25 protein-coding genes are annotated in these 23,807 nt (G+C 73.5%); 9 read left to right on the top strand and 16 right to left on the bottom strand.

The annotated features are described in order from the left end of the window. Nucleotides 1-219: 219 nt before the first annotated feature. A complete protein-coding gene (locus ACIO1C_RS01675; RefSeq protein WP_401857165.1) occupies nt 220-1,149 on the bottom strand; it encodes an SCO0930 family lipoprotein in 930 nt (309 codons plus the stop codon). Between the two features lie 296 nt (nt 1,150-1,445). Next, complete coding sequence (locus ACIO1C_RS01670; protein ID WP_401857163.1) at nt 1,446-1,823, bottom strand: hypothetical protein; 378 nt, start codon at nt 1,821-1,823, stop codon at nt 1,446-1,448. Between the two features lie 156 nt (nt 1,824-1,979). On the opposite strand from ACIO1C_RS01670, the gene ACIO1C_RS01665 reads away from it, so the two are divergent. After that, nucleotides 1,980-2,744 carry a hypothetical protein gene (locus ACIO1C_RS01665; RefSeq protein WP_401857162.1) on the top strand — a complete coding sequence of 255 codons (765 nt, stop codon included), beginning with the start codon at nt 1,980-1,982 and terminating at the stop codon, nt 2,742-2,744. Nucleotides 2,745-2,977: 233 nt separating this feature from the next. Then, a complete protein-coding gene (locus ACIO1C_RS01660; RefSeq protein ID WP_401857161.1) occupies nt 2,978-3,532 on the top strand; it encodes a hypothetical protein in 555 nt (184 codons plus the stop codon). A gap of 99 nt (nt 3,533-3,631) precedes the next feature. Here ACIO1C_RS01660 and ACIO1C_RS01655 read toward each other — a convergent pair whose 3' ends face one another. Then, nucleotides 3,632-4,117: a hypothetical protein gene (locus ACIO1C_RS01655; protein ID WP_401857160.1), complete on the bottom strand. Its 486-nt coding sequence runs from the start codon at nt 4,115-4,117 to the stop codon at nt 3,632-3,634. Nucleotides 4,118-4,427: 310 nt separating this feature from the next. Here ACIO1C_RS01655 and ACIO1C_RS01650 point away from each other — a divergent pair, with 310 nt between their 5' ends. Then, nucleotides 4,428-5,087: a class F sortase gene (locus ACIO1C_RS01650; RefSeq protein WP_401857159.1), complete on the top strand. Its 660-nt coding sequence runs from the start codon at nt 4,428-4,430 to the stop codon at nt 5,085-5,087. Between the two features lie 73 nt (nt 5,088-5,160). Here the strand turns inward: ACIO1C_RS01650 and ACIO1C_RS01645 are convergent, their stop codons facing one another. Beyond that, the gene (locus ACIO1C_RS01645) at nt 5,161-6,009 is read right to left on the bottom strand and encodes a polysaccharide deacetylase family protein (protein WP_401857157.1); all 849 of its coding nucleotides are present in this window, start codon (nt 6,007-6,009) and stop codon (nt 5,161-5,163) included. A 145-nt stretch (nt 6,010-6,154) separates the two neighbouring features. Here ACIO1C_RS01645 and ACIO1C_RS01640 point away from each other — a divergent pair, with 145 nt between their 5' ends. Then, nucleotides 6,155-6,616, top strand: a complete 462-nt coding sequence (locus ACIO1C_RS01640) for a universal stress protein (RefSeq protein ID WP_167023335.1) — start codon at nt 6,155-6,157, stop codon at nt 6,614-6,616. An 18-nt stretch (nt 6,617-6,634) separates the two neighbouring features. Here ACIO1C_RS01640 and ACIO1C_RS01635 read toward each other — a convergent pair whose 3' ends face one another. Further along, entirely contained in the window at nt 6,635-7,843 is a 1,209-nt protein-coding gene (locus ACIO1C_RS01635; RefSeq protein WP_401857156.1) for a CapA family protein, read from the bottom strand. 245 nt (nt 7,844-8,088) lie between these two features. Between ACIO1C_RS01635 and ACIO1C_RS01630 the strand changes: the two genes are divergently transcribed. Next, complete coding sequence (locus ACIO1C_RS01630) at nt 8,089-8,787, top strand: sigma-70 family RNA polymerase sigma factor (protein WP_401857154.1); 699 nt, start codon at nt 8,089-8,091, stop codon at nt 8,785-8,787. 35 nt (nt 8,788-8,822) lie between these two features. Next, nucleotides 8,823-9,335, top strand: coding sequence for a hypothetical protein (locus ACIO1C_RS01625; RefSeq protein ID WP_401857153.1), 513 nt, complete (start codon nt 8,823-8,825; stop codon nt 9,333-9,335). A 35-nt stretch (nt 9,336-9,370) separates the two neighbouring features. Here the strand turns inward: ACIO1C_RS01625 and ACIO1C_RS01620 are convergent, their stop codons facing one another. From ACIO1C_RS01620 to ACIO1C_RS01605, 4 genes are all read right to left on the bottom strand, one after another. Next, nucleotides 9,371-10,564, bottom strand: a complete 1,194-nt coding sequence (locus ACIO1C_RS01620) for a sensor histidine kinase (protein WP_401857151.1) — start codon at nt 10,562-10,564, stop codon at nt 9,371-9,373. Continuing rightward, nucleotides 10,561-12,069 (bottom strand): cation acetate symporter, encoded by a 1,509-nt coding sequence (locus ACIO1C_RS01615; protein ID WP_401857149.1) that lies wholly within the window; start codon nt 12,067-12,069, stop codon nt 10,561-10,563. Before ACIO1C_RS01615 ends, ACIO1C_RS01620 begins: the two co-directional genes overlap by 4 nt. Then, nucleotides 12,066-12,434, bottom strand: coding sequence for a hypothetical protein (locus ACIO1C_RS01610; RefSeq protein WP_401857147.1), 369 nt, complete (start codon nt 12,432-12,434; stop codon nt 12,066-12,068). The genes ACIO1C_RS01615 and ACIO1C_RS01610 overlap by 4 nt, the downstream gene beginning before the upstream one ends. 110 nt (nt 12,435-12,544) lie before the next feature. Beyond that, on the bottom strand, nt 12,545-13,294 hold the full coding sequence (locus ACIO1C_RS01605; RefSeq protein ID WP_401857145.1) for a LytR/AlgR family response regulator transcription factor: 750 nt from the start codon (nt 13,292-13,294) through the stop codon (nt 12,545-12,547). A gap of 101 nt (nt 13,295-13,395) precedes the next feature. Between ACIO1C_RS01605 and ACIO1C_RS01600 the strand changes: the two genes are divergently transcribed. Next, a complete protein-coding gene (locus ACIO1C_RS01600) occupies nt 13,396-14,076 on the top strand; it encodes a zf-HC2 domain-containing protein (RefSeq protein ID WP_401857143.1) in 681 nt (226 codons plus the stop codon). Between the two features lie 25 nt (nt 14,077-14,101). Here ACIO1C_RS01600 and ACIO1C_RS01595 read toward each other — a convergent pair whose 3' ends face one another. Continuing rightward, nucleotides 14,102-14,968 (bottom strand): Fpg/Nei family DNA glycosylase, encoded by an 867-nt coding sequence (locus tag ACIO1C_RS01595; protein WP_401857142.1) that lies wholly within the window; start codon nt 14,966-14,968, stop codon nt 14,102-14,104. A 158-nt stretch (nt 14,969-15,126) separates the two neighbouring features. Between ACIO1C_RS01595 and ACIO1C_RS01590 the strand changes: the two genes are divergently transcribed. Then, nucleotides 15,127-15,831, top strand: coding sequence for an alpha/beta hydrolase (locus ACIO1C_RS01590; RefSeq protein WP_401857141.1), 705 nt, complete (start codon nt 15,127-15,129; stop codon nt 15,829-15,831). A 75-nt stretch (nt 15,832-15,906) separates the two neighbouring features. Here the strand turns inward: ACIO1C_RS01590 and ACIO1C_RS01585 are convergent, their stop codons facing one another. From ACIO1C_RS01585 to ACIO1C_RS01560, 6 genes are all read right to left on the bottom strand, one after another. Beyond that, nucleotides 15,907-16,761 carry an amidohydrolase family protein gene (locus ACIO1C_RS01585; RefSeq protein WP_401858007.1) on the bottom strand — a complete coding sequence of 285 codons (855 nt, stop codon included), beginning with the start codon at nt 16,759-16,761 and terminating at the stop codon, nt 15,907-15,909. 6 nt (nt 16,762-16,767) lie between these two features. Then, nucleotides 16,768-17,079, bottom strand: coding sequence for an L-rhamnose mutarotase (locus tag ACIO1C_RS01580; protein ID WP_401857139.1), 312 nt, complete (start codon nt 17,077-17,079; stop codon nt 16,768-16,770). After that, nucleotides 17,076-18,074 (bottom strand): aldo/keto reductase, encoded by a 999-nt coding sequence (locus ACIO1C_RS01575; protein ID WP_401857137.1) that lies wholly within the window; start codon nt 18,072-18,074, stop codon nt 17,076-17,078. The genes ACIO1C_RS01580 and ACIO1C_RS01575 overlap by 4 nt, the downstream gene beginning before the upstream one ends. A 193-nt stretch (nt 18,075-18,267) precedes the next feature. Next, nucleotides 18,268-19,635, bottom strand: coding sequence for a wax ester/triacylglycerol synthase family O-acyltransferase (locus ACIO1C_RS01570; RefSeq protein ID WP_401857136.1), 1,368 nt, complete (start codon nt 19,633-19,635; stop codon nt 18,268-18,270). Nucleotides 19,636-19,705: 70 nt separating this feature from the next. Further along, nucleotides 19,706-21,778, bottom strand: coding sequence for a SpoIIE family protein phosphatase (locus ACIO1C_RS01565; RefSeq protein WP_401857134.1), 2,073 nt, complete (start codon nt 21,776-21,778; stop codon nt 19,706-19,708). Nucleotides 21,779-21,822: 44 nt separating this feature from the next. After that, on the bottom strand, nt 21,823-22,926 hold the full coding sequence (locus ACIO1C_RS01560) for a DUF6777 domain-containing protein (protein WP_401857133.1): 1,104 nt from the start codon (nt 22,924-22,926) through the stop codon (nt 21,823-21,825). 327 nt (nt 22,927-23,253) lie between these two features. On the opposite strand from ACIO1C_RS01560, the gene ACIO1C_RS01555 reads away from it, so the two are divergent. Next, nucleotides 23,254-23,790, top strand: coding sequence for a DUF1990 family protein (locus ACIO1C_RS01555; protein WP_401857131.1), 537 nt, complete (start codon nt 23,254-23,256; stop codon nt 23,788-23,790). Nucleotides 23,791-23,807 lie beyond the last annotated feature (17 nt).

Below are 23,807 nucleotides of genomic sequence, written 5' to 3'. Positions count from 1 at the left end.
TACATGGCCGGTTGTTCGAGCCGAGGCTACTGATCGCCCGCCAAGAGAGCGAGCCCAAACGGAAATTAACGGTCCGTTCTTCGTCACACGTCTTGAACACGTCTCTTGACCACATGCCTTACCCGCGCGTGCAGTTGACTTACCCTCAGACGTGCCCGATCCGCCGTCACGCGGGGGGCGTGGGACGGCGGACCGGGCGGGCCGGAGGCGACGGAGAGACTACTTCGGCGCTCCGACCAGCTTTGCCTGCGGCGAGACCGCGTACCAAGTGCCGCCCACGCCTTGGCCGTTGGTGTCACCCGGCTTCTTGTCGCCGGTGAAGGTGTACACGGGCCAGCAGTCGATGCTCTGCTGCTTGATTCCGTCGGGCCGGTCGAAGGTCACAAAACCCTTCTCGATGATCCCTTCGGTGTCATTCTTGTCGACGGGGGCGACAACCGGCCACTTGTCGAGGCAGGCCCCGGTGCAGGCCGACTTCATGGGCCACGCGGAGTCCTTCTTGAACCGGTAGACCGTCATGCCCTTGGAATCCACGATGATGTCGCCGAGCTTGGGATCCTTGCGGACCGAAAGTCCCGGCAGGTCGGCGACGGTGACCTCGTCGGCCGGCGCGGCCTTCTTGCCGTCGGGTGCGGAGGCGAACCAGGTCCCGCCCACACCCTGGCCGTTGGCGTCGCCGGGGCTCTCGTCCTGGGCGTAGCGGTACATCGGCCAGCCGGCGATGGTGAGTTGCTTGGTGCCGTCGGCGCGGGCGACCTCGCCCAGCAGGGCCGGGTCGACGCCGGCCGGGGCCTTGGCGCCCTCGGCGGACACGACGGGCCAGGCCTTCTCGCAGTCGCCCTCACAGTTCGACTTGGGCGGGCTGGCGGTGTCCTTGTCGAAGCGGTAGAGCGTGAAGCCCTCGCTGTCGGTGACGACCTCGCCGAGCTCCTTGCTGTCCCACACGGCGAGTTGACCGGCCGCCGTGGCCTCGGCCTTGGCCGCCGCGTCGGAGCCGTAGGCGTCGGAACCGTAGTCGTCCCCGGCCGCCGCCGCGGCTCCGACCGGCGCTCCGTTGGTGGTGGTGCCCTGCTCCTGACCGCACGCCGTCGTCAGGGCCAGTACGGCCACCGCGGTCACCGCGAGCGAGGCGTTCCGCCAGGTGTTCATATCAACTCCGCTTGTCTGTAAGTCAGTTGGGCGCCGGGCTGCGCCGGTTCATGGCCCTAAGTACGGGCCGGGCACGGTCCCCCGTTCAACGCGGCCGGAAAAAACTTCTGACATCCAAACCCGCGCCCCGCCAAATCCCCCTATCAGGGGGGATTTTCTCGACTTTCCGCGTGTCGGAGGAATTTGAGGAACAGGATCCTGCCCGTGTACGGATCCCAAGTCGGCCGGCTGGTGGCGGCCGCTTCACTCATCTGGCTGTTCGCCGTGCCCGTACCGGCCGCAGCCCACAGTTGCGCCTACGCGTCCATAGGCCCCGACGGTTCTGTGGTGGCGGTGGCGAAGACGGGCGGGGGGCACTGCCCGCCCTGGCCGTCCTGGCCGCCCAGCCCGCCCCCACCCCCGCCGCCGAAACCGACCCCGCCGCCTCCCCCGCCGCCCGAGACGACCCCGCCTCCCAAGCCGACACCCAAGCCCACGCCCACCCCGAAGCCGACACCGAAACCGACCCAGGCCGAGCCGAGGCCGACACCCCGGCCGGTGCGGCCCGCCCCGCCGCCACCCGTCCCCGCGCCCGAGCCCCCGCCGCCGCCGAAGCCGACCCCGCGACCCCCGTCGCCCACCCCGCCGCCGAGCCCCTCGCCCACTCCGTCGGCCCGTCCGACGCCGTCCCCCATCGCCCTGCCCACCTTTCACAAGGCAGTGCGCAAGCAGCCGCGCGGGGGACCCTCCCCCGTCACCCTGATGCTGCTGATCACGGCCCCCGCCGCACTCGCCGTGGCCGTACTGCGCCCCCGTTCTTCCCGCTGATCCGCTGATCCAACGGAGGTTCCATGTCGGAATGGCTCGTTCTGAGCATCGCCATGGCGGCGGCCAGTGCCGTCGTCCTCACCATCGTCGTCATCAACAACCGCCGGCTGCGGGAGGATGACGACCCCACCCAGACCCCCGACGTCATGGAATACATGACGATGATGATCGGAGTGATCTACGCGATCGTTCTCGGCCTCGCGATAGCCGGGGTCTGGGAGGGCCGCAGCGCCGCCCAGGAAAACGTACGACAGGAAGCCCAGGCCCTGCACGAGATCCAGCAGCGGGTCCAGGTCTATCCGGCGGACATCCGTGACCGGATCCGCGCCGATGTCGACACGTACGCCTCGTACGTCGTGCACACCGAGTGGCCCCACATGTCCGAGCACAACGCCCTCAGCGCGAAGGGCACCCGGCTGTTCGAGCGGATCCGCTCGGACGTGTCGCGGTACGCGCCCCGTACCGAACTGGAAGGGCAGACGTATCAGCCCCTGGTCGAACAGGTGGCGGTCGCGGACGACGCGAGAGGCGCCCGCGGCCAGAACGCCGGGGCCACCATGCCGGGGGTCGTCTGGTTCGGTCTCATCGTCGGAGCCGTCGTCACCGTGGGGCTGATCTTCGTCCTCCAGATCCGCCGGACCTTCCGGGAACTGCTGCTGGCGGGGCTGTTCAGCGTCCTGATCGCCTTCCTGCTCTTCCTCATCTGGGACTTCGACGCTCCCTACGGCCGTGGCATCGCCGCGACGGCGGCCCCGTTCGTCGACCTCTTCCCCGCGATCGGGAACTGAGACGGTCGGGCTGAGACGGTCGGGCTGAGACGGTCGGGCTTGAGACGGTCCGCCTGAGACAGCTCCACCGGAGGCACGGCTGTCCGCCACCCGGGGGACGGCCGTGCCCCATTCGCCCGTCAGCGATCGCGGCTGTGATAGTGCGCTCCTAGCGTTTCGGGCATCGAGGTGCATTCCGTGCCAGGTGTGGAAATCGTTCCGCAGGTGCTCCTCGGGGACCCGGAGGATTCACCATGCGCGCGATACGAGCCGCGTCCACCGCTCTGCTCGGAGCGACCGCACTCGCCCTGACGGCACCCACGGCGGTGGCGGCGCAGCGGGGCGCCGGCCTCGGCTTCACCGTCACGCCCTCCACGGTCGCGGCGGGCGGCCGGCTGACGCTGGCGGCGCCCGGCTGCCGCTCGTCCGGAACCGCGTCGTCGGCGGTCTTCGACACGGTCACCGTCCCGGCGGGCGGGACGGCCGCCGCCACCGTCGACTGGGACGCCAAGCGCGGTGCGACGTACCGGACCACCTTCACCTGCGGGACCGGGGGGACGGCGGCGGCATCGTTCACCATCGCGGGCGGCGCGACTCCGACCCGTACCCCCACCGTGCGGCCGACCCGCACCCCGGCGCCGGTCACCACCGCCACCTCCGTCGCGCCCGGCGGCGTCAGGGGCGGTCTCGGCGGCAGCGTCGGCGGGATGAACACCGCCGAGATCCTGGCGGGTACGGCACTGGTGGTGGCCGCGGCCACCGGCACCATCTACGTCGTGCGCCGCCGCGCGGAGAACCGCGGGCACTGACGCCCCCGGCCCCCCGCGATCCCGCTCCGACGCCCGTCGCCCCGAGTCCTGTACGAGGACTCGGGGCGACGGGCGTCGGGGGCCGGGCGGCAGAGCGGGTCAGATCTGCCCGCCGGCCGCGCGGCGGCGGCGCGCCAGGAAGAAGGAACCGCCGACCGCGGCCGTGGCGACGAGCCCGGCGCCGATCCCCACCTCGGTCGAGCTGGGTCCGACGGAGCCGCCGAGACCACCCTGCGCACCGCGCCCGGCGAGCACCTCGAACTGGTGCGTCTCGACGCGCGGGTTGTCGCTGCACCTGACGACCAGGTTGTAGCGGCCGGGTGTGGCGTTGTCGCGGATCCGCGCCGTGGCCGACACGTTCCCCGACGGGTTCACCGGGAAGCGCACCTGCCGGAAGGCGTTGGAGTCGACGGTGCCTCCGTGGCCGCAGCCCTGGGCCGAGATGTGGATCGTGCTGCCCTGGTGGACCGCGAACGGATTGACAGTGACATTTCTGGGACCGTTGGTGGCGCCGGCCAGCGGGGCGGAGAGCGCCACGGCCGCGCAGGCGGTCGCGGTGACCGCGAGAGCGCGTGAAGCACGCATCGTTGAACCTCCAGCGGAAGACGCCCCAAAGCGGTGCTCCGGGAAGATCGACGAGTACGCCTTCCATGACGAACCCTCACCGGACGTCCCATTCGCCGCATTTCGGCGCTGGTCCACCCCGGTGAGGCGACACGCCGACAGAACGCTCCCCTGGCCGGTGGATACGCAGGTCACGGACCGTCAGAAGTTTTATACGGTGAATACTCGGATGGGCCAGCACCCGTCGAGCCGCCACCCGTTCGCCCCTCAGTGATCGCCGCCGCCGCACACCGCGCTTAGCGTGCCTACAGGCGCCCACGAAGGGAGAACCATGGGCCAGGACCACACCGTCCCGGAGTCGAGGAAGCGCTCCCCCTGGGGCGTGCTGGCTCTCGTCATGCTCAGCGGGATCGCGCTGATGCGGAACGGGGTGGACGCACCACTGGGACCACCGCAGCCCGCGGCGGCGGCCGCGCCGGCCGGTCAGATCGACCCGGCCGCCCTCGCCGTCACCACGTCGGCCGTGAAGCCCCTGCCGTACGCGCCGATGTCACGGGTGCGGATCCCGGAGATCAAGGTCGACGCGCCGGTGGTGGACGTGGGCCTGGACCGGGACGGCTGGATCGCGGCCCCCGAGCCGCAGGACCCCAACCTGGCGGGCTGGTACCAGAACGGGGTGGCGCCGGGCCAGCGCGGTACGGCGGTGGTCGTCGGCCATGTCGACAACCAGGCGGGCCCTGCCGTCTTCTACGGGCTCGGCTCGCTGGAGAAGGGCCAGCACGTCGAGGTGAGCCGCTACGACGGCCGGGTGGCGGTGTTCGAGATCTACGGGGTCGAGGTATTCGCGAAGGACGACTTCCCCGGGCCCCGGGTCTACGGCGACACCGGCCGGCCGGAGCTGCGGGTGATCACCTGCGGCGGCGGCTACTCGAAGGCGGGCGGCTATGACGGCAACGTGGTCGTCTTCGCCCGGCTGGTCAGGACACGCTGACCGGCCGGGCGAAGACGGCGGGGGGTGGGGGCGGGTGGTCCTGGTGCTGGTGCTGGTGTCGGTACGGCTACGTCTACGGGTGCGGTACGCCGATCCCGTACCCCTCCGCGATCAGCTCGGGCAGATAGCGGCGCAGCGCGGCCACACTCTGCTCACGGTTGCCGCCGGCGTCGTGCGAGAGCACCACGACCCCGGGCCCGGCCCCGTCCCGGACCGCCTTGACGATCTTGTCGGTGCCGGGGGTGGTCCAGTCCAGGGTGTCGACGGTCCAGGCCAGGGGTTCCATGCCCAGCTCGGCGCCGATCTCGAAGGAGTGCCGGTTCCACGCGCCGTAGGGGGCGCGGAACCAGACCGGCGGGGCGCCGACGGTGTCCTCGATCAGCTCGCTCGTGCGCGCAATCTCCTTGCGGATCGCGGACGGCGCGAGCTTGGGCAACTGCGGGTGCGACCAGGTGTGGTTACCCACGACGTGCCCGTCGGCCGCCATCTGGCGGAGCAGGTCCGGGCTGTACGAGGCCATCTCGCCGCAGACGAAGAACATCGCGCGGACGTCGTGGGCGCGGAGCGTGCGCAGGATGTCGGGGGTGTAGCGGGGGTCGGGGCCGTCGTCGAAGGTGAGCACCACCGTGTGGCCCACCTGGGGCAGTTCGAGGAACGGCTTCTCACGGACGGGCGGTGCGGGGGTGCGGAAGCCGGACGGGGCGTCGCCGGTCATGGGCGAGAGCCGGTAGGCGGCGGGGTTGCGGACGGCCCCCGCCGGCGGGCCTCCGGCGGGCGGTCCCGCCGCGGCCACCGGGGCGGCGGAGACGCCTGGGGCCCGGGCCTCGCCCGGGAAGAACACCCGGGTGGTGACGGCGGCGCCGAGACAGGCGGCGATGCGGAGGAGGGCGCGGCGCCCCGGAATCATTTCTTCCTTTTTCATGACTAATGGCTCGCACGGCGGATGCGCCGGACCGCACACCGACACGGCCGCGCGCGCGAAAGCACCCGATGGGACCAGCCCGCGATCTGCCGGCCAGGGCGGGCCCTCCGTCGGGGACTTCACGGGGAGCGGATAGCCTGCGGCCGTGACTGAGCAGCAACCCACCTCATTCGAACGTGGCACCGACGGACCCAAGGTGATCGTCGTCGGCGTGGACGGATCGCAGTCCTCGTACCGCGCGGCCGCGTACGCCGCGGGTCTCGCCCGGCGGCAGAGGGCTCTGCTCGCCATCGTCTACGTCCAGCCCGTGGTGTCGGCGGGGGCCGCCCTCGGCGCCCCGGCGACCGGCACGACCGGGGAGATCGCCGAGGAGCTGGTGGCCGAGATCCGGCTCGCGACCGAGCGGTTCAAGGACATATGGGACGTCCGCTGGGAGTTCCACACCTTCCACGGGGACCCGTACAGCGGCCTGGTCACCGCTGCCGACGAACTCACCGCGGACGCCGTGGTGGTGGGCGCGTCGGAGTCGGCGGGACACCGGATCGTGGGGTCCGTGGCGGTACGGCTGGTCAAGGCGGGCCGCTGGCCGGTGACGGTCGTCCCGTAACCACGGCCCCCACACTTCCTAGCCGCCCATCCTGAGCCCGTCCGCCGCCGCTCCCCGGCCCAGGACCGCCTTCGTGATCGCCGCCTGCGCCTCCCGGTAGTCCGCCCGGTCCGGCGAGCGCCGCAGCGCCTCGGGCAGGTTGACCACCCGGCCGGCCCCGGTGTCCATCCACTGCGGGACGAACTCCGCCTTCGTCACCGGCCAGCGCGCGCCCGGCGCGGCGGGCGGCGCGAAGGTGAAGCGGCCGATCGAACCCTGATTCCCCCGGGGGTCCTCCGCGCCCTCGTGGTTCACCATCGAGCCCGCGATCTGGTCGCCCATGCCGTAGACGATCCACGTGCCATTGACCTTCTCGTACGCCTGCGGCACATGCGCGTGCGTGCCGAGGATCAGGTCGATGTCGGGACGCCCGCCGGTCCGCGCCGCCGTGAGCCCGCGCCCGAGGTCCACCTGGCGCGCGTCGGGGGCCGTCTGCCACTCGGTGCCCCAGTGGAGGCTGACCACCACCACGTCGGCGCCGGCCGCCCTGGCGGCGCGCGCGTCGGCGACGATCCGCCGCTCGTCGATGCCCCGGACCGCCCAGGGCTGCCCGTCGGGGAGCGGATATCCGTTGGTGTCGTACGTGTAGGCCAGCTGGGCGACTTCGGCGCCGCCCGCCGTCATGAGCGCGGGGCGGGCGGCCTCGGCGGCCGAGCGGGCCGAGCCCGCGTGCCGGACCCCGGCCCGGTCGAGCGCGTCCAGCGTTCTGCGTACCCCGGCCGCGCCGTCGTCCAGGGAGTGGTTCGACGCGGTGGAGCAGGAGTCGTAGCCGGTGTGGCCCAGCGCGGCGGCCACCTCGGGCGGGGACTTGAAGGCCGGGTAGCCGGTGTAGGGGCCGCCGTTCGCCCCGTACACCGTCTCCATGTGACAGATCGCCACATCGGCCCGTGACACCACGGGGCGCACCCCGGCGAGCATGGGGCGGAAGTCGTAGCCCCGGCCGCCCGCGTCGGCGTTCGCCCGGCCGATCACGGAGTCGTGCGGCAGGACGTCGCCCGAGGCGACCAGCGTGAACCCGCGCTGTGGCGCGCCGCCGCCGGCCGCGGAGGGCGGCGCGGCCCCGGGCGGCGGACGGTCCCGCTCCGCGTCGGGCGCGTGGTTCCGGCCGGGGGCCGCGCAGGCCGCCGCCGTACCGAGGAGCAGGACGGCCGCGGCCACCGCTCCGCCCTGTCGTCTGCGCTGTGTCATCGGCCGGACTCCGTTCCTGGGGGACGATCACCTTGCATACATATAGTCATATAAATGGATGTCAGGTAACCAAGCGACCAAGAAGCCCGAAAGGGACCGATCGCCCGCGCCGGGACCGTTCACCGCACCACTCGCCGCAGTGAGCGACCGCTCGTCGCACGCCTCCGCGCGCTGTCTGTCCCCGGCCGCCGCCATGCGCTCGTATACGCGAGGCGACAGCGACGTCACCGGGAAGGGCGTGCACCATGACCACAGCGACAGCGACCGCGGCTGCCTCCGCGTCGGCGACCGCCACGACCGACGAACGGGCCCTGGCCACGCTCCAGCGCGAGCACGGCGCCGCCCTGCTCCACTTCCTGCTGGGGCTGACCTACGGCGACCGGCAGCGGGCCGAGGACCTCCTCCAGGAGACGCTCGTACGGGCCTGGCAGCACCCGGAGGCGTTCTCCGCTCCCTTCGAGTCGATGCGGCCCTGGCTGTTCACCGTCGGCCGCCGGCTGGCGATCGACGCGCGCAGGTCCCGGCTGGCGCGCCCCTCGGAGGTCGGTGACGAGATCCTGGCCGCCACCCCCGATCCGCGCGACCCGACGGAGTGCGCGGTCGCGGGACTCGACGTACGGCAGGCGGTACGGGAGCTGAGCCCCGAGCACCGGGCGGTGCTCGTGCAGATCTACTTCCGGGGGCTGAGCGTCGGCGAGGCGGCGCGGACGCTCGGGATCCCGCCGGGCACGGTCAAGTCCCGTTCGTACTACGCGCTGCGGGCGCTGGGCCGCTCACTGCCCGGCTACAGCCGGTCGTCCGCGTCGCAGAAGAGCGAGCGGGCGTGCGGTTCACGGGCCGGCGCGACCCCCTCGGCCACACCCGTCACAATCCACTCCCGTCGGCCGTCCGATCCTGCTCTTCTGGCCACGCGGGACGGTCACCGCCGGTTCAATGCTCCCTGAAGCAGGCTTCGGGGAAAGGAAGGAAGGCGGAAAGCATGCGTCCGGAATGTACCGAAGGGGGCGGCGGAGGCGGCCTGTTGGTGCCGATGGCTTGGATGTACGCGGAGTATGTCGCGGACGAGCTGCTGCGCACCGGCGACCTCATGCCGCCGACCACACTGGAGTACCGGGCCGGCCGGGACGCGCTGGCCCTGACCATCTTCCTGTCCGACGGGTCGGTGACCGGGCCGGGGGGCGGGGCCAGGATGGCGGAGTGGCGCTCGCTCACCGCGTACGGCACGTCGTGGAGCGAGTGGGTGTCCCGGCGGCTGCGCGTCCTGGAGGCGGCGGGGGCCGGGAGCGCCGATCCTGATCTGGAGCTGGCGGGGGCCGCCTGGCGGTGGCTGGAGGAGACCGAGCTGCTGGCGCCCGACCTGGACGCGGTCGGACCCGCGGGCCCGGTGGGCGAGGAGCCGTTCCCGGCGGCGGAGGAGGAGGGTCCGCAGGTGTGGACCCCGGCGTGGCAGCTGGGGCTGCCGCTGGGGCACCTGGCGATCCAGCTGTTCTGACGCCCCGCCGTACGGCCCCCGCCGGGGTGCGGCGGTCAGGAACCGTGCACGCCCGCCCGGTACTTGGGGATGCGCACGGTGATCCGCGTCCCGGCCCCGACCCCCGTCTCGATGACGAGGCCGTACGCGTCCCCGTACACCTGCCGCAGCCGCTCGTCCACGTTGAGCAGCCCGATGCCGGTGGACGCGCCGCCCTCGCCGCGCAGGATCTGCCGCAGCCGGTCCGGCTCCATGCCGACCCCGTCGTCCTCGATCACCACCTCCGCCTCGGAGCCCGCGTCGAGCGCGCTGATGGTGATGCGGCTCGTGGTGACCGCGCCCTCCAGGCCGTGCTTGACCGCGTTTTCGACCAGCGGTTGCAGACAGAGGAAGGGCATGGCCACCGGCAGCACCTCGGGGGCGACCTGGAGGGTGACCGAGAGCCGCTCGCCGAACCGGGCCCGGACGAGCGCCAAGTACTGGTCGATGGAGTGCAGTTCGTCGGCGAGGGTGGTGAAGTCGCCGTGCTTGCGGAACGAGTAGCGGGTGAAGTCGGCGAACTCCAGCAGGAGTTCCCTGGCCCGCGCCGGGTCGGTGCGCACGAACGAGGCGATGGCCGCCAGGGAGTTGAAGATGAAGTGCGGGGAGATCTGCGCGCGCAGCGCCCTGATCTCCGCCTCGATGAGCCGCGTACGGGAGCGGTCCAGCTCGGCCAGTTCCAGCTGGACGGAGACCCAGCGGGCCACCTCCCCCGCCGCCCTGGCGAGGACCGCCGACTCGCGCGGGGCGCAGGCGACGAGGACGCCCAGCACCCGGTGGTCGACGGTCAGCGGGGCGGCGACGCCCCAGCGCAGCGGGCACTCGACGTCGTCGCACCGGAGGGCGAAGGCCGTGCCCCTGCCCCCGCTGAGCACCCCCTCGACCTGCTCCATGACATGGGTTCCGTGGTGCTCCCCCAGCCCGTTCCAGACCAGCACCCGGTCCCGGTCGGTCAGGCACAGCGCGTCCGTGCCGAGCAGCGAGCGCAGCCGCCGGGCGGCCTTGCGCGCGCTCTCCTCGGTGAGTCCGGCGCGCAGCGGCGGCGAGGCCAGCGAGGCGGTGTGCAGGGTCTCGAAGGTCGCGTGCTCGACCGGCGTGCCGACGTCGCTGGTACGGACGGGCCGGGCGGTGCGGCGGCCGAGGAGGAACCCGCCGGCGAGCAGCAGCGGGCCCAGCACGATCAGGACGGCGAGGGCGGCGGCTCCGCTCATCGGGCGACCCTCTTCCCGCCGGGGGCACCGGCGCGGGCGCGCGGCATCAGGGTCTCCGGGAGGTGGAAGCGGGTCATCGCGGCGTTCGTGCCGGGCGGTATCCGGCTCCGGGTGGCCAGGGAGACCAGGATCATCGCGAGGAAGCCGACCGGGACGGACCAGACGGCGGGCCAGGCGAGCAGCGCGTGCGGCCAGCCGGACCTCACGGCGCCGCTGACGGTGACGAGCGTGGCGACGAAGGCGAGTCCGCCGCCGAGCAGCAGTCCGGCGACCGCGCCGGGCGGGGTGAGCCTGCGCCACCAGATGCCGAGCACGAGCAGCGGGCAGAAGGAGGAGGCGGAGACCGCGAAGGCCATGCCGACCGAGTCGGCGACGGGCATCCCGCTGACGAGGAGGGAGCCGCCGAGCGGTACGGCCATGGCGAGCGGGGTCGCCAGCCGGAAGTGGCGTACGCCCCGGGAGGGCAGGACGTCCTGGGTGAGGACCCCGGCGACGGCCATGGTCAGTCCCGAGGCGGTGGAGAGGAACGCGGCGAAGGCCCCGCCGGCCACCAGCGCGCCGAGCAGCTCGCCGCCGAGGCCGCCGATCGCCCGTTCCGGCAGGAGCAGGACGGCCGCGTCCGCGTCGGTGCCGTACGGCAGCTCGGGGACGTACAGCCGGCCGAGGGCCCCGTAGACGGGCGGCAGCAGGTAGAACGCGCCGACGAGCGCCAGGACGACCACCGTGGTGCGGCGCGCGGCCCGGCCGTTGGGGCTGGTGTAGAAGCGGACGACGACGTGCGGCAGGCCCATCGTGCCGAGGAAGGTCGCCACGATGAGTCCGTACGTCGCGTAGAGCGGATGGTCGGCGCGGACGGCGACGGCGGTGAGGGCGAGGTCGACGCGCGGCCGGCCGTCGCCCTGCCAGGCGAGCAGCAGGAAGATCGCGGGGACGAGCAGCGCGGTGAGCTTGAGCCAGTACTGGAAGGCCTGGACGAAGGTGATGCTGCGCATGCCGCCCGCCGCGACGGCCACCACCACGACCACGGCGACGAGGACACCGCCGAACCAGTAGGGGGCGCCGGTGAGGATCTTCAGCGTGAGCCCGGCGCCCTGGAGCTGGGGGATCAGGTAGAGCCAGCCGGCCCCGACCACGAAGACGCTCACGAGCCGGCGCACCGGGCGGGATTCGAGCCGTCCTTCGGCGAAGTCGGGGAGGGTGTACGCCCCCGAGCGGCGCAGCGGGGCCGCGACGAAGACCAGCAGCACCAGATAGCCGGCGGTGTAGCCGACGGGGTACCAGAGCATGTCGGGGCCGTGCAGCAGCACCAGCCCCGCGACGCCGAGGAAGGAGGCGGCGGAGAGGTACTCGCCGCTGATGGCGGCGGCGTTGAGCGCGGGGCGGACGGTGCGGGAGGCGACGTAGAAGTCGGAGGTGGTACGGGATATCCGCAGCCCGAAGCCGCCGACGAGGACGGTCGCGACCACGACGACGGCGACGGCCGTGACGGTGTAGCTCTGGCTCACGGGACGGGCCGGCCCTTCACGAGCCGGGCGAAGTCGCGTTCGTTGCGCTCGGCGCGGCGGACGTACCGCCAGCCGAGGAGCGTGAGCAGCGGGTACGCGGCGACGCCGAGGACCACCCAGACCGCGGTGGCGTCGTGGAGCGCGGCGAAGGCGAGGGGCAGGGTGCCGGCGACGAGGGCGAGGACACCGAAGGCGGTGAGGCCGGCCCGGAGCTGACCGCGCATCAGGGAGCGGACGTAGGCGTCACCGAGGGCGGTCTGTTCGTCGATCTCGGCCTGGGGGCGGTAGCGGGGCAGCGGGCGGACGCGCCGGGGCTCGCCGGTGACGACCTCGCGCTTGGGCGTGGTCTCGCCTGCCCCTGTCATGGTGGTTCCCCGTTTCGGTGTCGGCCGGCCCGCGGCCCGCGGCCGGCCGGGTGTCTGGAGGGTTCGGCGGACGGGGTCGGACCGTACCAGGACGCGCTGACAGTGACCGGTCAGCGGCCCGCCTGGCGCATCAGGAGGTCCCGCAGCCCGCGGGCGTGGCGGCGGGACACCGCCAGCTCGGCCTCCCCCACGCGGACGCTCATCGCGCCCGCGTCGAGACGCAGTTCGTCGATCCGGGCGAGGGCCACGAGATGGCGCCGGTGGATCCGGACGAACCCGCGGGCGCGCCAGCGCTCCTCCAGGGTGGTGAGGGGGACCCGTACCAGATGGCTGCCCGTGTCGGTGTGCAGGCGGGCGTAGTCGCCCTGGGCCTCGGCGTAGGCGATGTCGCCGACGGCGACAAAACGGGTGACCCCGCCGAGTTCGACGGATATCTGGTCGGCGGCGGTGTCGAGGACCGCGGGCCGGTCCCCCGCCAGCTCGGCGACGCGGCGGACGGCTTCGGCGAGCCGTTCCCTGCGGACCGGCTTGAGGACGTAGTCGACGGCTTTGAGGTCGAACGCCTGGACGGCGAAGCCCTCGTGGGCGGTGACGAAGACGATGAGGGGCGGTTCGGCGAAACCGGCGAGGAGCTTGGCGACGTCCAGGCCGGTGAGCCCGGCCATGTGGATGTCGAGGAAGACGACGTCGACGGCCTCGGGGTCGTGGGGCCCCGCGTCGAGCGCGGCGCCGATGCGGCGCAGGGCCTCGGTGGCGCTGGTGGCGCCCTCGACGCTGCGGACGCGCGGGTCGGCGCGGAGGAGGTACAGCAGCTCTTCGAGGGCCGGTTCTTCGTCGTCCACAGCCAGTACACGCAGCATGAGGCGGGAGTTTAGACGGAGACGGGCGGTCGTCGGCGGTGTCCGTGAGCGAGAGCGCCGATCCGTTGAGTGATTCGGCGCCGCTCTGCGTACCAGACAGCATGCGGACCTTGGACCTCCATCGCGATGTCGGTGCCTACTCACTGGGCGTACTCGACGCCGCGGACGCCTTCCGCTTCGAGGATCACCTGATGGAATGCCCGCAGTGCGCGCTGCTGCTGGCCGACTTCGGTGGTGTGAAGGCGCAACTCGACGAGTACACCCGGCGTACCCCGGCCGAGGTGGCGCCCTTCGCCGCCGCGAGCCCGGAGCTGCTGACCGGTCTGCTCGACCGTACGGCCGAGGCGCGGCGGCGCGGTCGCCGGCGGCGGCTCGCGCTGGTCGCGGCGGTGGCGGTGCTGGTGGTCGGCGGTCCGCTCGCGGTCCTCCTCGCGGATCCCGCGCCCGGCTCGTCCCGGGGTGTCACCGCCGCCCGGTGGACGGCGACGGACCCGGTGACCGGGACGAGGGCGGCGGTGACGGCCCTCGCGACGACGTGGGGGACGGAGGTGGGGCTGGAGATGCTGCGTTCCGACGCGGCGGGGGTGTGCGCGCTGGTCGCGGTCGGACGCGACGGGTCGCGGCAGACCGTGACGACCTGGAAGGCGCTGGCGGACGGGGCGGGGCCCCTGGTGACCCGGGGCGGGGCCGCGCTGCCGCCGGAGGGGATCGACCACTTCGAGGTCAGGACGGCGGACGGGGTGCGGCTGGTGTCGGTCGGGGGAACGGCGCAGGGCGGCTGACGCCCCGTACGGCCCGTGTGACTCTCTACTTGAGGAGCCGGGACAGCCTGCGGTCGGCCAGGGGCTTGCCGCCCGTCTGGCAGGTCGGGCAGTACTGGAGCGCGGAGTCGCTGAACGACACCTCGCGGATCGTGTCGCCACACACCGGGCAGGGCTCGCCCTTGCGGCCGTGCACCCTCAGGCCGCTCTTCTTCTCGGCCTTGAGCCGCCCGGCGGCCACTCCGCGCGAGCGCTCGATCGCCTCGGTGAGGGTCGAGCGCATCGCGTCGTGGAGCAGCGTGATCTCGTCCTCGGTGAAGTTCTTCACCGGTTTGAACGGGGACATCTTCGCGGCGTGCAGGATCTCGTCGCTGTACGCGTTGCCGATCCCCGCGATGAGCCGCTGGTCGCGCAGGGCGCCCTTGATCTGCCGCCGTTCCCCGGCGAGCAGCCGGGCGAGGGCGTCCCGGTCGAAGGCGGGGTCGAGCGGGTCGGGGCCCAGCCGGGCGATGCCCGGCACGTCCTGGGGGTCGCGGACGAGGTGGACCGCGAGGCGCTTGGTGGTGCCCGCCTCGGTCAGGTCGAAGCCGTCGCCCTCGGCGAGGACGACCCGCAGGGCGAGCGGGCCCTTGCCGGGGCGGGGCGGCGTCGGCGGGAAGGTGTCCTTCCAGCGGAGCCAGCCGGCGCGGGCCAGGTGGACGGCGAGATGGAGCCCCGCGTCGGCGGCGACGATGTCGAGATACTTGCCGAACCGGCCCACGGAGGTGACCGTGGAACCCTCCAACGCGGAGAGCGGCGGATCATAGGTCTTGAGGACGTTCACCGTGAGAGGCAGGACGCGGACGATCTCCTTGCCCACCAGGTGGGCGTCCAGGAACTCTCGGAGGGCTTCGACTTCGGGTACTTCCGGCATGCTTCCAGCGTGCCGGAAGCGCGCCGCGAACGCCCGGCGAGCACGTCGGAGCGCCGGGCGGGGGGCCGATGGCCCGTCCTCGGGACAGTCGGCGACGAATAGATCCGGAGGAGGCGGGCCCGGTCCGGGGTGCCGCCCGTCGGAAGGAAGGCATTTCCGTGCCCGTACGTGATCGCCGAGCGAGCGTCTCGCCGGCCCTGGTGCTCGACAGCACCGCCACCCGGCCCCGCGCCGCCGTCCTGCTGATGCACGGAGGACGCTCGGAGGGCGAGGAGCCGCCGTCGCGGCTGAACCTGCCGGGCGCGCGGATGTGGCCCTTCACCCGCGCGCTGCTGCGGGCCACGGCCGGGCTCGACGTGGTGGTGGGGCGGGTGCGCTACCGCCACCGGGGCTGGAACGGCTCCCGCGCCGACGCGGCGCGCGACGCGTGCCGGGCCCTGGACGAGCTGGAACAGCTGATCGGCCTGGTGCCCGTGGTGCTCGTGGGACATTCGATGGGCGGCCGTGCGGCCCTGTCCGTGGCCGGGCACGACCTGGTCAGCGGGGTGGTGGGCCTGGCGCCCTGGTGCCCGGCGGACGAGCCGGTGACGCAGCTCGGCGGCCGGGGCGTGGTGCTGCTCCACGGCGACCGCGACCGCGTGACGGACCCCCGCGGCAGCGTGGCCCTGGCGGCCCGCGCCCGCGAGGCGGGCGCACGGGCCTGCGCGGTGCTCCTGGCGGGCGGCGACCACGCGATGCTCCGCAGGGCAACCACCTGGCACGCCCTGGCGACCGCGTCGGTGACGGGCCTGCTGGGGGTGGGCCCCCTCCCCGACGCGGTGGGCCGCGCCCTCCTGGACGGCGGGGGCCCGTCGACGGCATGAGGGTGGCGGGGCGGCCTGCGACGGGAACGGGCCGCCGGGGGCCGTTCCCGAAGCGGCGGACGGGCCGACGCCGGCTCAGAGGCCGTACACGCGCCTCGCCGTCGTGGAGAAGACCTCCGTCCGTTCGGCCTCGGTCAGGCCGTCCGTCACCGTACGGGCCGCGTCCAGGACCTCCGCGTACGAGGCCGCCAGGCGGGACACCGGCCAGTCGGAGCCGAACATCAGGCGGGCGGGGCCGAACGCGGCGATGACGACGTCGGCGTAGGGGCGCAGGCCGTTGGGGGTCCAGGAGTCCCAGGCCGCCTCGGTCACCATGCCGGACAGCTTGCAGACCGTGTTCGGCCGGGCCGCCAGCGCCTCGACGTGGTCCGCCCAGGGCTGGATGGCACCCGAGGCGATCGGCGGCTTGCCCAGGTGGTCGAGGACGAAGGTGAGGCCGGGCAGCAGCTCGGCCGCCTTGACGGCGGCGGGCAGCTGGGACGCCTGGACCACCAGGTCGTACGCGAGTCCCTCCGCCGCGACGGCGGCCAGTCCGCGCTGGACGTCGGGGCGCAGCAGCCACTCCGGGTCCGGCTCGCCCTGGACCTGGTGGCGGATGCCGACGAGCCGGTCGCCGCCGGGCAGCGCGCGCAGGGCGGCGAGGGTGTCCGCGACGTCGGGCGCGGTGAGGTCGGTCCAGCCGACCACACCGGCGACGAGGTCACTGCCGTCGGCGATGGCGAGGAATTCCGGGGTCTCCTCGGCGACCGTGACGGTCTGGACGACAACGGTCGCGCTCACCCCGGCCGCGCGGGCCTCCGGCTCCAGGTCGGCGAGGGTGAAGTCGCGGCGCAGGGGGGCGAGGGCGGGTCCGGTGATCCAGTCCTGGTCGCGTACCGACAGGTCCCAGAAGTGGTGGTGGGCGTCGACGACGTTCGCGGGCGGGGTCATCATGCGTCAGAGCTCCCAGACGACGGGCAGGCCGGCGTCGGCGCCGGCCGCGGAGTAGTCGTGCACGGTGTCGAGCAGCTCGGCCATCCTGGCCTGCCAGGCGACATTGACCGGCAGCTGGTCGAGTGCGGCGAGGAGACGGGCGTAGTCCTCGCACTCCACCACGTGGAACAGGTCGGTACCGCTGCGCCAGATCGTCCACGAGGTGGCCCCGGCGGCCCGGATCGCGACGGTCAGCGCCGGGGGCACCTCCCGGTGGGCGGCCTCGTACGCCTCGACGCGGTCGGCGCGTACGGACGTGCGCAGGGCGACCCTCATGCCTCGGTCCCGTCCTCGGCCAGCAGGCCGCCCGCCCGCAGCTCCGCCCACAGGTCCTCGGGGATGTCCCGCGCGAACTGCTCGGCGGCGTCCCGTACCTCGGCGGCCGACCGGGTCCCCACCAGGACACTGGCGACGGCGGGGTGCCGCAGCGGGTAGTGCAGGGCGGCGGCGCGCAGCGGCAGTCCGTGGCGGCGGGTGACGGCGTCCATCCGCAGCGCCCGGTCCACCAGGGCGGGCGGCGCCGCCGCGTAGTCGTAGGTCGCGCCCGGCCGGGGGTCGGCGAGCAGGCCGGAGTTGAAGACCCCGCCCACGACGACGCTCTTGCCGCGCGCGGCGGCCTCGGGGAGCAGCGCGGTGAGCGCGGATCCGTCGAGGAGGGTGAAGCGCCCCGCGCAGAGCACCACGTCGACGTCGGTCTCGCGCAGGAAGCGGGTGAGCATCGCGGTCGCGTTCATCCCGGCGCCGATCGCGCCGATGACCCCTTCGCCGCGCAGCTTCTCCAGGGCCGGGTAGGCCTGGCCGAAGGCCTCGTCCTCGTGGTGGTCCGGGTCGTGGAGGTAGACGGTGTCGATCCGGTCGGTGCCAAGGCGGACGAGGCTGTCCTCGATGCTGCGCCGGACACCGTCGGCGCTGAAGTCCCAGATCCGGCGGTGCGTGGCCGGTACGGCGAAGCCGTTGGCGAGGTCGTCGCCGGGGCCGCCCGCCGGGAGTTCGGCGTCCGGTACGGGTTCGAGGACGCGTCCCACCTTCGTGGAGAGGGTGTACGCGTCGCGCGGCCGGCCGCGCAGCGCCTCGCCCAGCCGGCGCTCGGAGAGCCCGAGGCCGTAGTGGGGCGCGGTGTCGAAGTAGCGGATGCCCGCGTCCCAGGCGGCGTCGACCGCGGCGGTGGCCTGGTCCGGTTCGACCGGGCTGTAGAGATTGCCGATCCCGGCCGCCCCGAAGGACAGTCCGGTCACCTGGACCGCACTGTGTCCGAGCGTGGTGTGCCGCATACCGCTGACGCCTCCCCAAAATGTCCGCCGGTGGCGTCCGCGCCGCCGGTCTCGTCGCATACGACGATCACGACGAATATTCATCGGATGACTGGGCGGCGTCAACACCTCGGGGTCAGCAGTTCGTGGTTGTTCGGTGGCGATCACTCCGATCTATGACGCTCCATGGCGCTCTAGGAGGCTCTAGGAGGCTCTAGGGGGCGATCCTGAGCAGCTCGTCCAGTTCCTCGTTCATCCCGCGCGCCAGCCGGGCCAGGTCCGGTACGGCCTTCCCGTCGGCCACGAGCCCCACATACACCTGCCCTCCGTAGGAGGAGAGGGCGATCGCCAGCGACTGGCCGCGTGCCAGCGGCGCCATCGGGTACAGCGCGCGCAGCGGGCAGCCGCCGAGCGACAGGGTGGAGCGGGGCAGCGGCACGCTTGTCACCAGGATGTCGAAGAGGACCCGGGCCGCGTTGCCCGCGAGGGGCGCCCCGAGCCGGTGGGCGAGCGGCGGCAGGGCGTCCGCGAGCAGGGCGAAGGCGCCCGCGCCCCGGGCGGGGCCTTCGGACTTGTTACGGTCCATGGCGCCGCGCACCGCGTCGAGCCTGGCCCGCGCGTCGGCCTCGGCGACCGGCAGGCCGAGCAGATAGGCGGAGAGTTTGTTGGCCGATCCGGGCGGGCTGTCGGGCCGCCGCCGGGAGACCGGCACCAGCGCGCGCGGCGGGGCCACGGGCAGCGGCTCGCCGCGCTCCAGCATCCAGCGGCGCAGCGCGCCGGCCACGGTGGCGAGCAGGACGTCGTTGGCGGAGCCGCCCGCCGCCTTGCGGACCAGCTGGACGTCCGTGAGGTCCAGGACGGCGGTGGCGAGCTGCCGGGTCCCGCTGGAGCCCGCGGTGAGGGCGGCGACCCCCCGGGGGTCGAAGCGGCTGGCCCGTACGACGGAGGCGCCGATGCCGAGCGCCCTGCGGAGGTCTTCGAGCCGGTCCCTGGCGAGCCCCGCCGCCTGCCAGGGTCCCGGCAGCCAGGAGCGCGGCGGCACCGGGCGGGCCCGCCGGGCCCCCGCCGCCCGGACGTCGGCGATCTGGTCGAAGATGCCCGCGCCGATGGCGACGGCGCGCATGCCGTCCGCGAGGGCATGGTGCATCTTCACGAGGACGGCGAACTGCCGGCCGTTTTCCGGAGCGGCGGCAGGACCGGGGTCCCCCGGCGTCAGCACGTACATCTCCCAGGGCGGCACCCCGCGTTCCAGCGGGCGTTCCATCAGCTCCCCGGCGAGCAGCTCGGCCTGGGCGGCGAAGTCGCCGGCCGGGAGGGGCAGCAGGCGTACGTGGCGGTGGACGTCGAAGTCCTTGTCCACCGCCCAGGCGGCCCCGCCGACCGGCAGCAGGACGTCCCGTACCCGCATCCGCAGCCGGGGCACGGCGGCGGCGCGGGTGGCGAGCAGCTCGGGCACTCCTTCGCCGGGGGTCGTCCCCGGGGCCGCGGTGAAGACGGCGAGCGCGCCCAGGTGCATGGGGTGGTCGGCGGATTCGAGGTGCCAGAAAGCCAGATCGAGAGGTGCCAGCAGCTCGGTGGTCAAGGGGTCCTCACGTTCCGATCAGTTACGGTCAAGGTCAGCCACTTCACGCACAACTAACGATGCCTACCACTCAACGTGACGGCCGGTCCGGGACAAGGAACTCGCTCCACACACACTTGCCGCTGCCGCGTGACTCCACCCCCCAGGCATCAGCCAGCTCGTCCACGAGCAGCAGCCCGCGCCCGGAGACGCCCGCCTCCCCGGCGTCCCTGCGCCGCGGCAGCGCGCTGGAGCGGTCCTCGACCTCCACCCGCAGCCGCCGTACGGTCCCGGCCAGGACCCGTACGGTCACGATCGCGCCGCCGTCGGTGTGCATGAGCGCGTTGGTGATCAGTTCGTCGGCGGACAGCTCGATCTCGTCGGACCGGTCGCCCGCGCCCCAGGCGCCCACCGCCGCCCGGATCATGTGCCGTGCCGAACTGAGCGCCTCCGGGTCGCCCTGCGCGACATGCTGCTGGAGCCGGCCGCCGGTCTGCGGGGCGTGGGCGCCCCTGCGGCGCAGCAGCAGGACGGCGACGTCGTCCTCGCCGCCCCGTTCGTCCACGACCTCGCAGAGCTTGTCGGCGAGCATCTGGAGGTCGCGCGGCCCGTCACGGACGAGCGAGGACAGCAGTCGCATCCCGTCGTCCAGGTCGGCGCCCGGCTGCTCGACCAGTCCGTCGGTGAACAGCAACAGGGTCTGCCCGGGGTCCAGTTCGAGCGTCTTCACCGGGTAGTCGAGCTGCCCGAAGAGCGCCGAGAGGCCGAGCGGCATCCCGCCGCTCACCGGGAATCTCCGGCAGCTGCCGTCCATGCCCCTGATCATCGGATCGACGTGGCCGGCCCGGACCAGCTGGACCACGCCGGTCGTCAGGTCGGCCTCCGCGTAGATGCAGGTCGCGAAGCGGTCGGTGTCCAGTTCGTGCAGGAAGACGGAGGCGCGGGCCATCACCGTCGCCGGGGTGTGCCCCTCGGCGGCGTACGCCCGCAGCACGATGCGCAGCTGGCCCATCACGGCGGCGGCGTGGGTGTCGTGGCCCTGGACGTCCCCGATGACCGCGCCCACCCGGCCGCCGGGCAGCGGGATCACGTCGTACCAGTCACCGCCGATGTCCCGGCCGAGCCGGGCGGACCGGTAGCGGACCGCGATCTCGGCGCCCGGGACGGCGGGGATCCGGCGCGGCAGCATGGCCTGCTGGAGGCCCTCCGCCAGATCGTGGTCCTGCTCGAAGAGGACGGCGCGCTGGAGGCTCTGGGCGATGCTGCTGCCGAGGGCGACGAGGAGGTTGCGGTCCTCGCCGCTGAACCCGTTCTTGTCGCCGTAGAGCAGGCCGAGGGCGCCGATGGGGCGGGCCTGAGCGATGAGCGGGAGGTACGCGGCGGCGGTGATGCCCAGCTCGCTGATGTGCGGCCACAGGTCCGGGTAGGTCTCGGCGAACTCCTCCGCGGACTCGATGAACCGGGGGGTGAGTGTCCGTACGACATCGCTCATCGGGTACGGCTCGTCGATCCGGGTGACGCGGGTGCCGGGCACGAAGGACCCCTCGGGCCCCTCGGCGACCAGGTGGATGCGGCCCGACTCGACCAGTCCCATGACCAGGCTGGTGGCGCCGAGGTGCTCCAGGCCGTGGGACTCCTTCAGGACGTCGATGACGTCCTGGACCGTCCTGGCGTGGGCGAGCGCGGCGGTCGTGCCCTCCACGACGCTGGTCTGCACCCGGCGTACCGCGTCCAGTTCCAGCCGGGCGGTGGAGTCGGCGAGCTCCTGGCTGGCGTCGCGGAGCACGCCGATGACGCGGTAGGGCCGGCCGTCGCTCTCGCGGCGGATACGGCCCTGGGCGTGGATCCAGCGCAGCGTGCCGTCGCGCTGCCTCACGCGCATGTAGGCGCCGTAGGTCTCGCTGCCGTTCTCCATGGCCTCGGCCACGACGGCGTACAGCCGGATGCCCTCGTTGTAGGGGATCCGGCCCTTGAGCCCGCTCGGCCGGCCGTCGTACTCCTCGGCCGTGAGGTCCAGCACGGCGAGCGACGAGCCGTCGAGGTGCAGCAGCCCGGTGTCGAGATCCCAGTCGAAGATGCCCATCCGGTTGAGGGACATGCTGAGTTCCGGAGGGGCGGGCCAGTCGTCAGGGAGCGACACGGCACCCGCTGCCCGTTCAGCCATGGGGACACTCTGTCATCATTTGTCGGATTCTTCGAGTGGTCCGGTCATTCCTGGTAGGCATCGGGGCCGGTCAGGACATCACTGACCTGTTCCTTGTCGGGCTCGACGGGGAGCATCCCGTCGTCGTCGCCGGTCGGGACGGGCTCGGGCTCGGGCTCCATGGGCCGCTCCTCCGGCGGCTCCTCCGACGGGGGCTCGGGGGGCAGGGTGTCGCCGGGCCGCAGTGTCGTACGGGTGGGGGCGCCGGACTCGCGCGGGGTCCTGTCCGGCTTCGCCGGGGCGGACGGCTGAGGAGTGGCGGAGGGGGTGGCCTCGCCGGGCGGCCGTACGGTGTCGGGGTCGGTGATGTCGGCCTCGGGGCCGTACGGCGGCAGGATCTCGGGGGTCGCGTCCTCGTCCCCGTCCGTGCCGGTCCTGCGCTGCATCCAGGCGACGTCGACCGTGTCGACGACCACCAGTCCTTCGACGGCCGCGTCCGCGCGGTTGATGACCACGACGCGGCCGGGGGCGTATCCCGCCCAGCGCTTGCCCCGGTTCACGACCGCGCCCCGGACGGGGACGGGGGCGCGCAGCGGGTTCCCGCAGGCGCAGCGCACCCGCGGCAGTCCCCGCTCGTCGACCATGACGGCGGTGCCGGCCTGGAGCACGGACTGGTAGGGGGCGGCGGTCCCGGCGCGGTAGCCGTGGCCGGTCACCCGGGCGTCGGCCCGCAGGACCACCGGGGTGAGGCCGCGCAGGAAGGCCGGGACGGCGCTCCCGCCGATGCCGGCGCCCCGGGCGAAGGCGCGGGAGCGTGTCCGGTCCTCGGTGAGGAGGCGGATCTGCCGTTCCACGTCACAGCTGGAGACGGAGCGGGCCGCGCCGTAGAGGCCGGGGGTCGAGCCGGGGAGGGCGCGGGCGGCGCCGACGGGGGCCGCGGTGGCCTTGCGGGCGGGTCGGCGGGAGGCGGGCGGGCCCTCGGACGTGACGGTGACGGTCGACTCGGTGAACGGGTCGGTGCCCGGGTTCCCGGCCGACTGGAAGAACAGCTCCTTGGCGCGCGGCGCGCCCTTGCCGCCGCCCCCGCAGCCCGACAGGACCAGCGCGCCCGCGGCCAGCGCGGACAGCGCGGCGAGTGCGGCGTACCGACGACGGTTGGGTGAGCGCACCGGTGTCTCCCGCCTCTTCCTCCGAAGGGTGTCCCCTCATGTCTGACGGAACCTCACCCGGCGCGCAAGCGGGGACGGGCCGGGAGGACCCGGCGCTTGAACGCGTTCAACCGACGACATAGGCTGCGTCCATGACTTGAACACGTTCAAGTCCGGGGGGTGGCGTGTGACGTCCGTGCTGGTCAGCCTTGTCGTGACGCGCGGCCCGCCGGTGATCGCGCCGGCGGGGCCCGGCGGCCGGAGACCCCGGGCGCACCGCCCGGGCCGGGTCCGTCCGCACTACGCCGCCGGTGGCCCCGGCCCGGCGCCGACTCAAGGAGAACGCGCGTGACAGAGCCCCGTACGGAGCCCGCCCCGGCCGATGCCCCGTTCACCTATCGCGAGGTCGGCGCGACCCGGCTCGGGCCGCTCCCCCGTGGCTACGGGCACCTCTTCCACACCGCCAGGATCGGGCGGGGCCGCCCCGCCTTCGAGGCCGCGGGCACCGCCGTGACCAGCTGGGCGATGCACCGGCGGGCGGGCACGCGGGTCCGGGCACGGTCCCCGCGCGCGGTGGCGGGCGGCGCCGTCGAGGTCTCGCTGGGCGCGGGGCCGCTGCGGGTGCGGGCGCCGTGCCGGGTGGTGTGGACGGCGTACGAGAAGGACCGCACCGGCTTCGCGTACGGGACCCTGCCCGGGCACCCGGAGCGCGGCGAGGAGTGCTTCGTGGTGGATCTGCACGAGGACGGGACGGTGTGGTTCACCGTGATGGCCTTCAGCCGTCCGGCCCGGTGGTACACGCGACTGGCGGGCCCGCTGGTGCCCGTCCTGCAACGGGCCTACGCCGTCCGGCTGGGCCGCACGCTGGAGCGCATCGCGGCCTGAGCCCTGACAAACGTACG

The organism is Streptomyces sp. NPDC087420 (assembly GCF_044744165.1).
Classification (GTDB): domain Bacteria; phylum Actinomycetota; class Actinomycetes; order Streptomycetales; family Streptomycetaceae; genus Streptomyces.
The sequence above is the reverse complement of the archived record's forward strand: the minus strand, read 5'-3'. Positions and strand labels throughout refer to the sequence as shown.

Coding starts and splice junctions, on each gene's coding strand:
- ACIO1C_RS01675 (WP_401857165.1), bottom strand. CDS start 1,149: ATGAACACCTGGCGGAACGCCTCGCTCGCGGTGACCGCGGTGGCCGTA.
- ACIO1C_RS01670 (WP_401857163.1), bottom strand. CDS start 1,823: ATGGGGGACGGCGTCGGACGGGCCGACGGAGTGGGCGAGGGGCTCGGC.
- ACIO1C_RS01665 (WP_401857162.1), top strand. CDS start 1,980: ATGTCGGAATGGCTCGTTCTGAGCATCGCCATGGCGGCGGCCAGTGCC.
- ACIO1C_RS01660 (WP_401857161.1), top strand. CDS start 2,978: ATGCGCGCGATACGAGCCGCGTCCACCGCTCTGCTCGGAGCGACCGCA.
- ACIO1C_RS01655 (WP_401857160.1), bottom strand. CDS start 4,117: ATGCGTGCTTCACGCGCTCTCGCGGTCACCGCGACCGCCTGCGCGGCC.
- ACIO1C_RS01650 (WP_401857159.1), top strand. CDS start 4,428: ATGGGCCAGGACCACACCGTCCCGGAGTCGAGGAAGCGCTCCCCCTGG.
- ACIO1C_RS01645 (WP_401857157.1), bottom strand. CDS start 6,009: ATGAAAAAGGAAGAAATGATTCCGGGGCGCCGCGCCCTCCTCCGCATC.
- ACIO1C_RS01635 (WP_401857156.1), bottom strand. CDS start 7,843: ATGACACAGCGCAGACGACAGGGCGGAGCGGTGGCCGCGGCCGTCCTG.
- ACIO1C_RS01630 (WP_401857154.1), top strand. CDS start 8,089: ATGACCACAGCGACAGCGACCGCGGCTGCCTCCGCGTCGGCGACCGCC.
- ACIO1C_RS01625 (WP_401857153.1), top strand. CDS start 8,823: ATGCGTCCGGAATGTACCGAAGGGGGCGGCGGAGGCGGCCTGTTGGTG.
- ACIO1C_RS01620 (WP_401857151.1), bottom strand. CDS start 10,564: ATGAGCGGAGCCGCCGCCCTCGCCGTCCTGATCGTGCTGGGCCCGCTG.
- ACIO1C_RS01610 (WP_401857147.1), bottom strand. CDS start 12,434: ATGACAGGGGCAGGCGAGACCACGCCCAAGCGCGAGGTCGTCACCGGC.
- ACIO1C_RS01605 (WP_401857145.1), bottom strand. CDS start 13,294: ATGCTGCGTGTACTGGCTGTGGACGACGAAGAACCGGCCCTCGAAGAG.
- ACIO1C_RS01600 (WP_401857143.1), top strand. CDS start 13,396: ATGCGGACCTTGGACCTCCATCGCGATGTCGGTGCCTACTCACTGGGC.
- ACIO1C_RS01595 (WP_401857142.1), bottom strand. CDS start 14,968: ATGCCGGAAGTACCCGAAGTCGAAGCCCTCCGAGAGTTCCTGGACGCC.
- ACIO1C_RS01585 (WP_401858007.1), bottom strand. CDS start 16,761: ATGACCCCGCCCGCGAACGTCGTCGACGCCCACCACCACTTCTGGGAC.
- ACIO1C_RS01580 (WP_401857139.1), bottom strand. CDS start 17,079: ATGAGGGTCGCCCTGCGCACGTCCGTACGCGCCGACCGCGTCGAGGCG.
- ACIO1C_RS01575 (WP_401857137.1), bottom strand. CDS start 18,074: ATGCGGCACACCACGCTCGGACACAGTGCGGTCCAGGTGACCGGACTG.
- ACIO1C_RS01565 (WP_401857134.1), bottom strand. CDS start 21,778: ATGGCTGAACGGGCAGCGGGTGCCGTGTCGCTCCCTGACGACTGGCCC.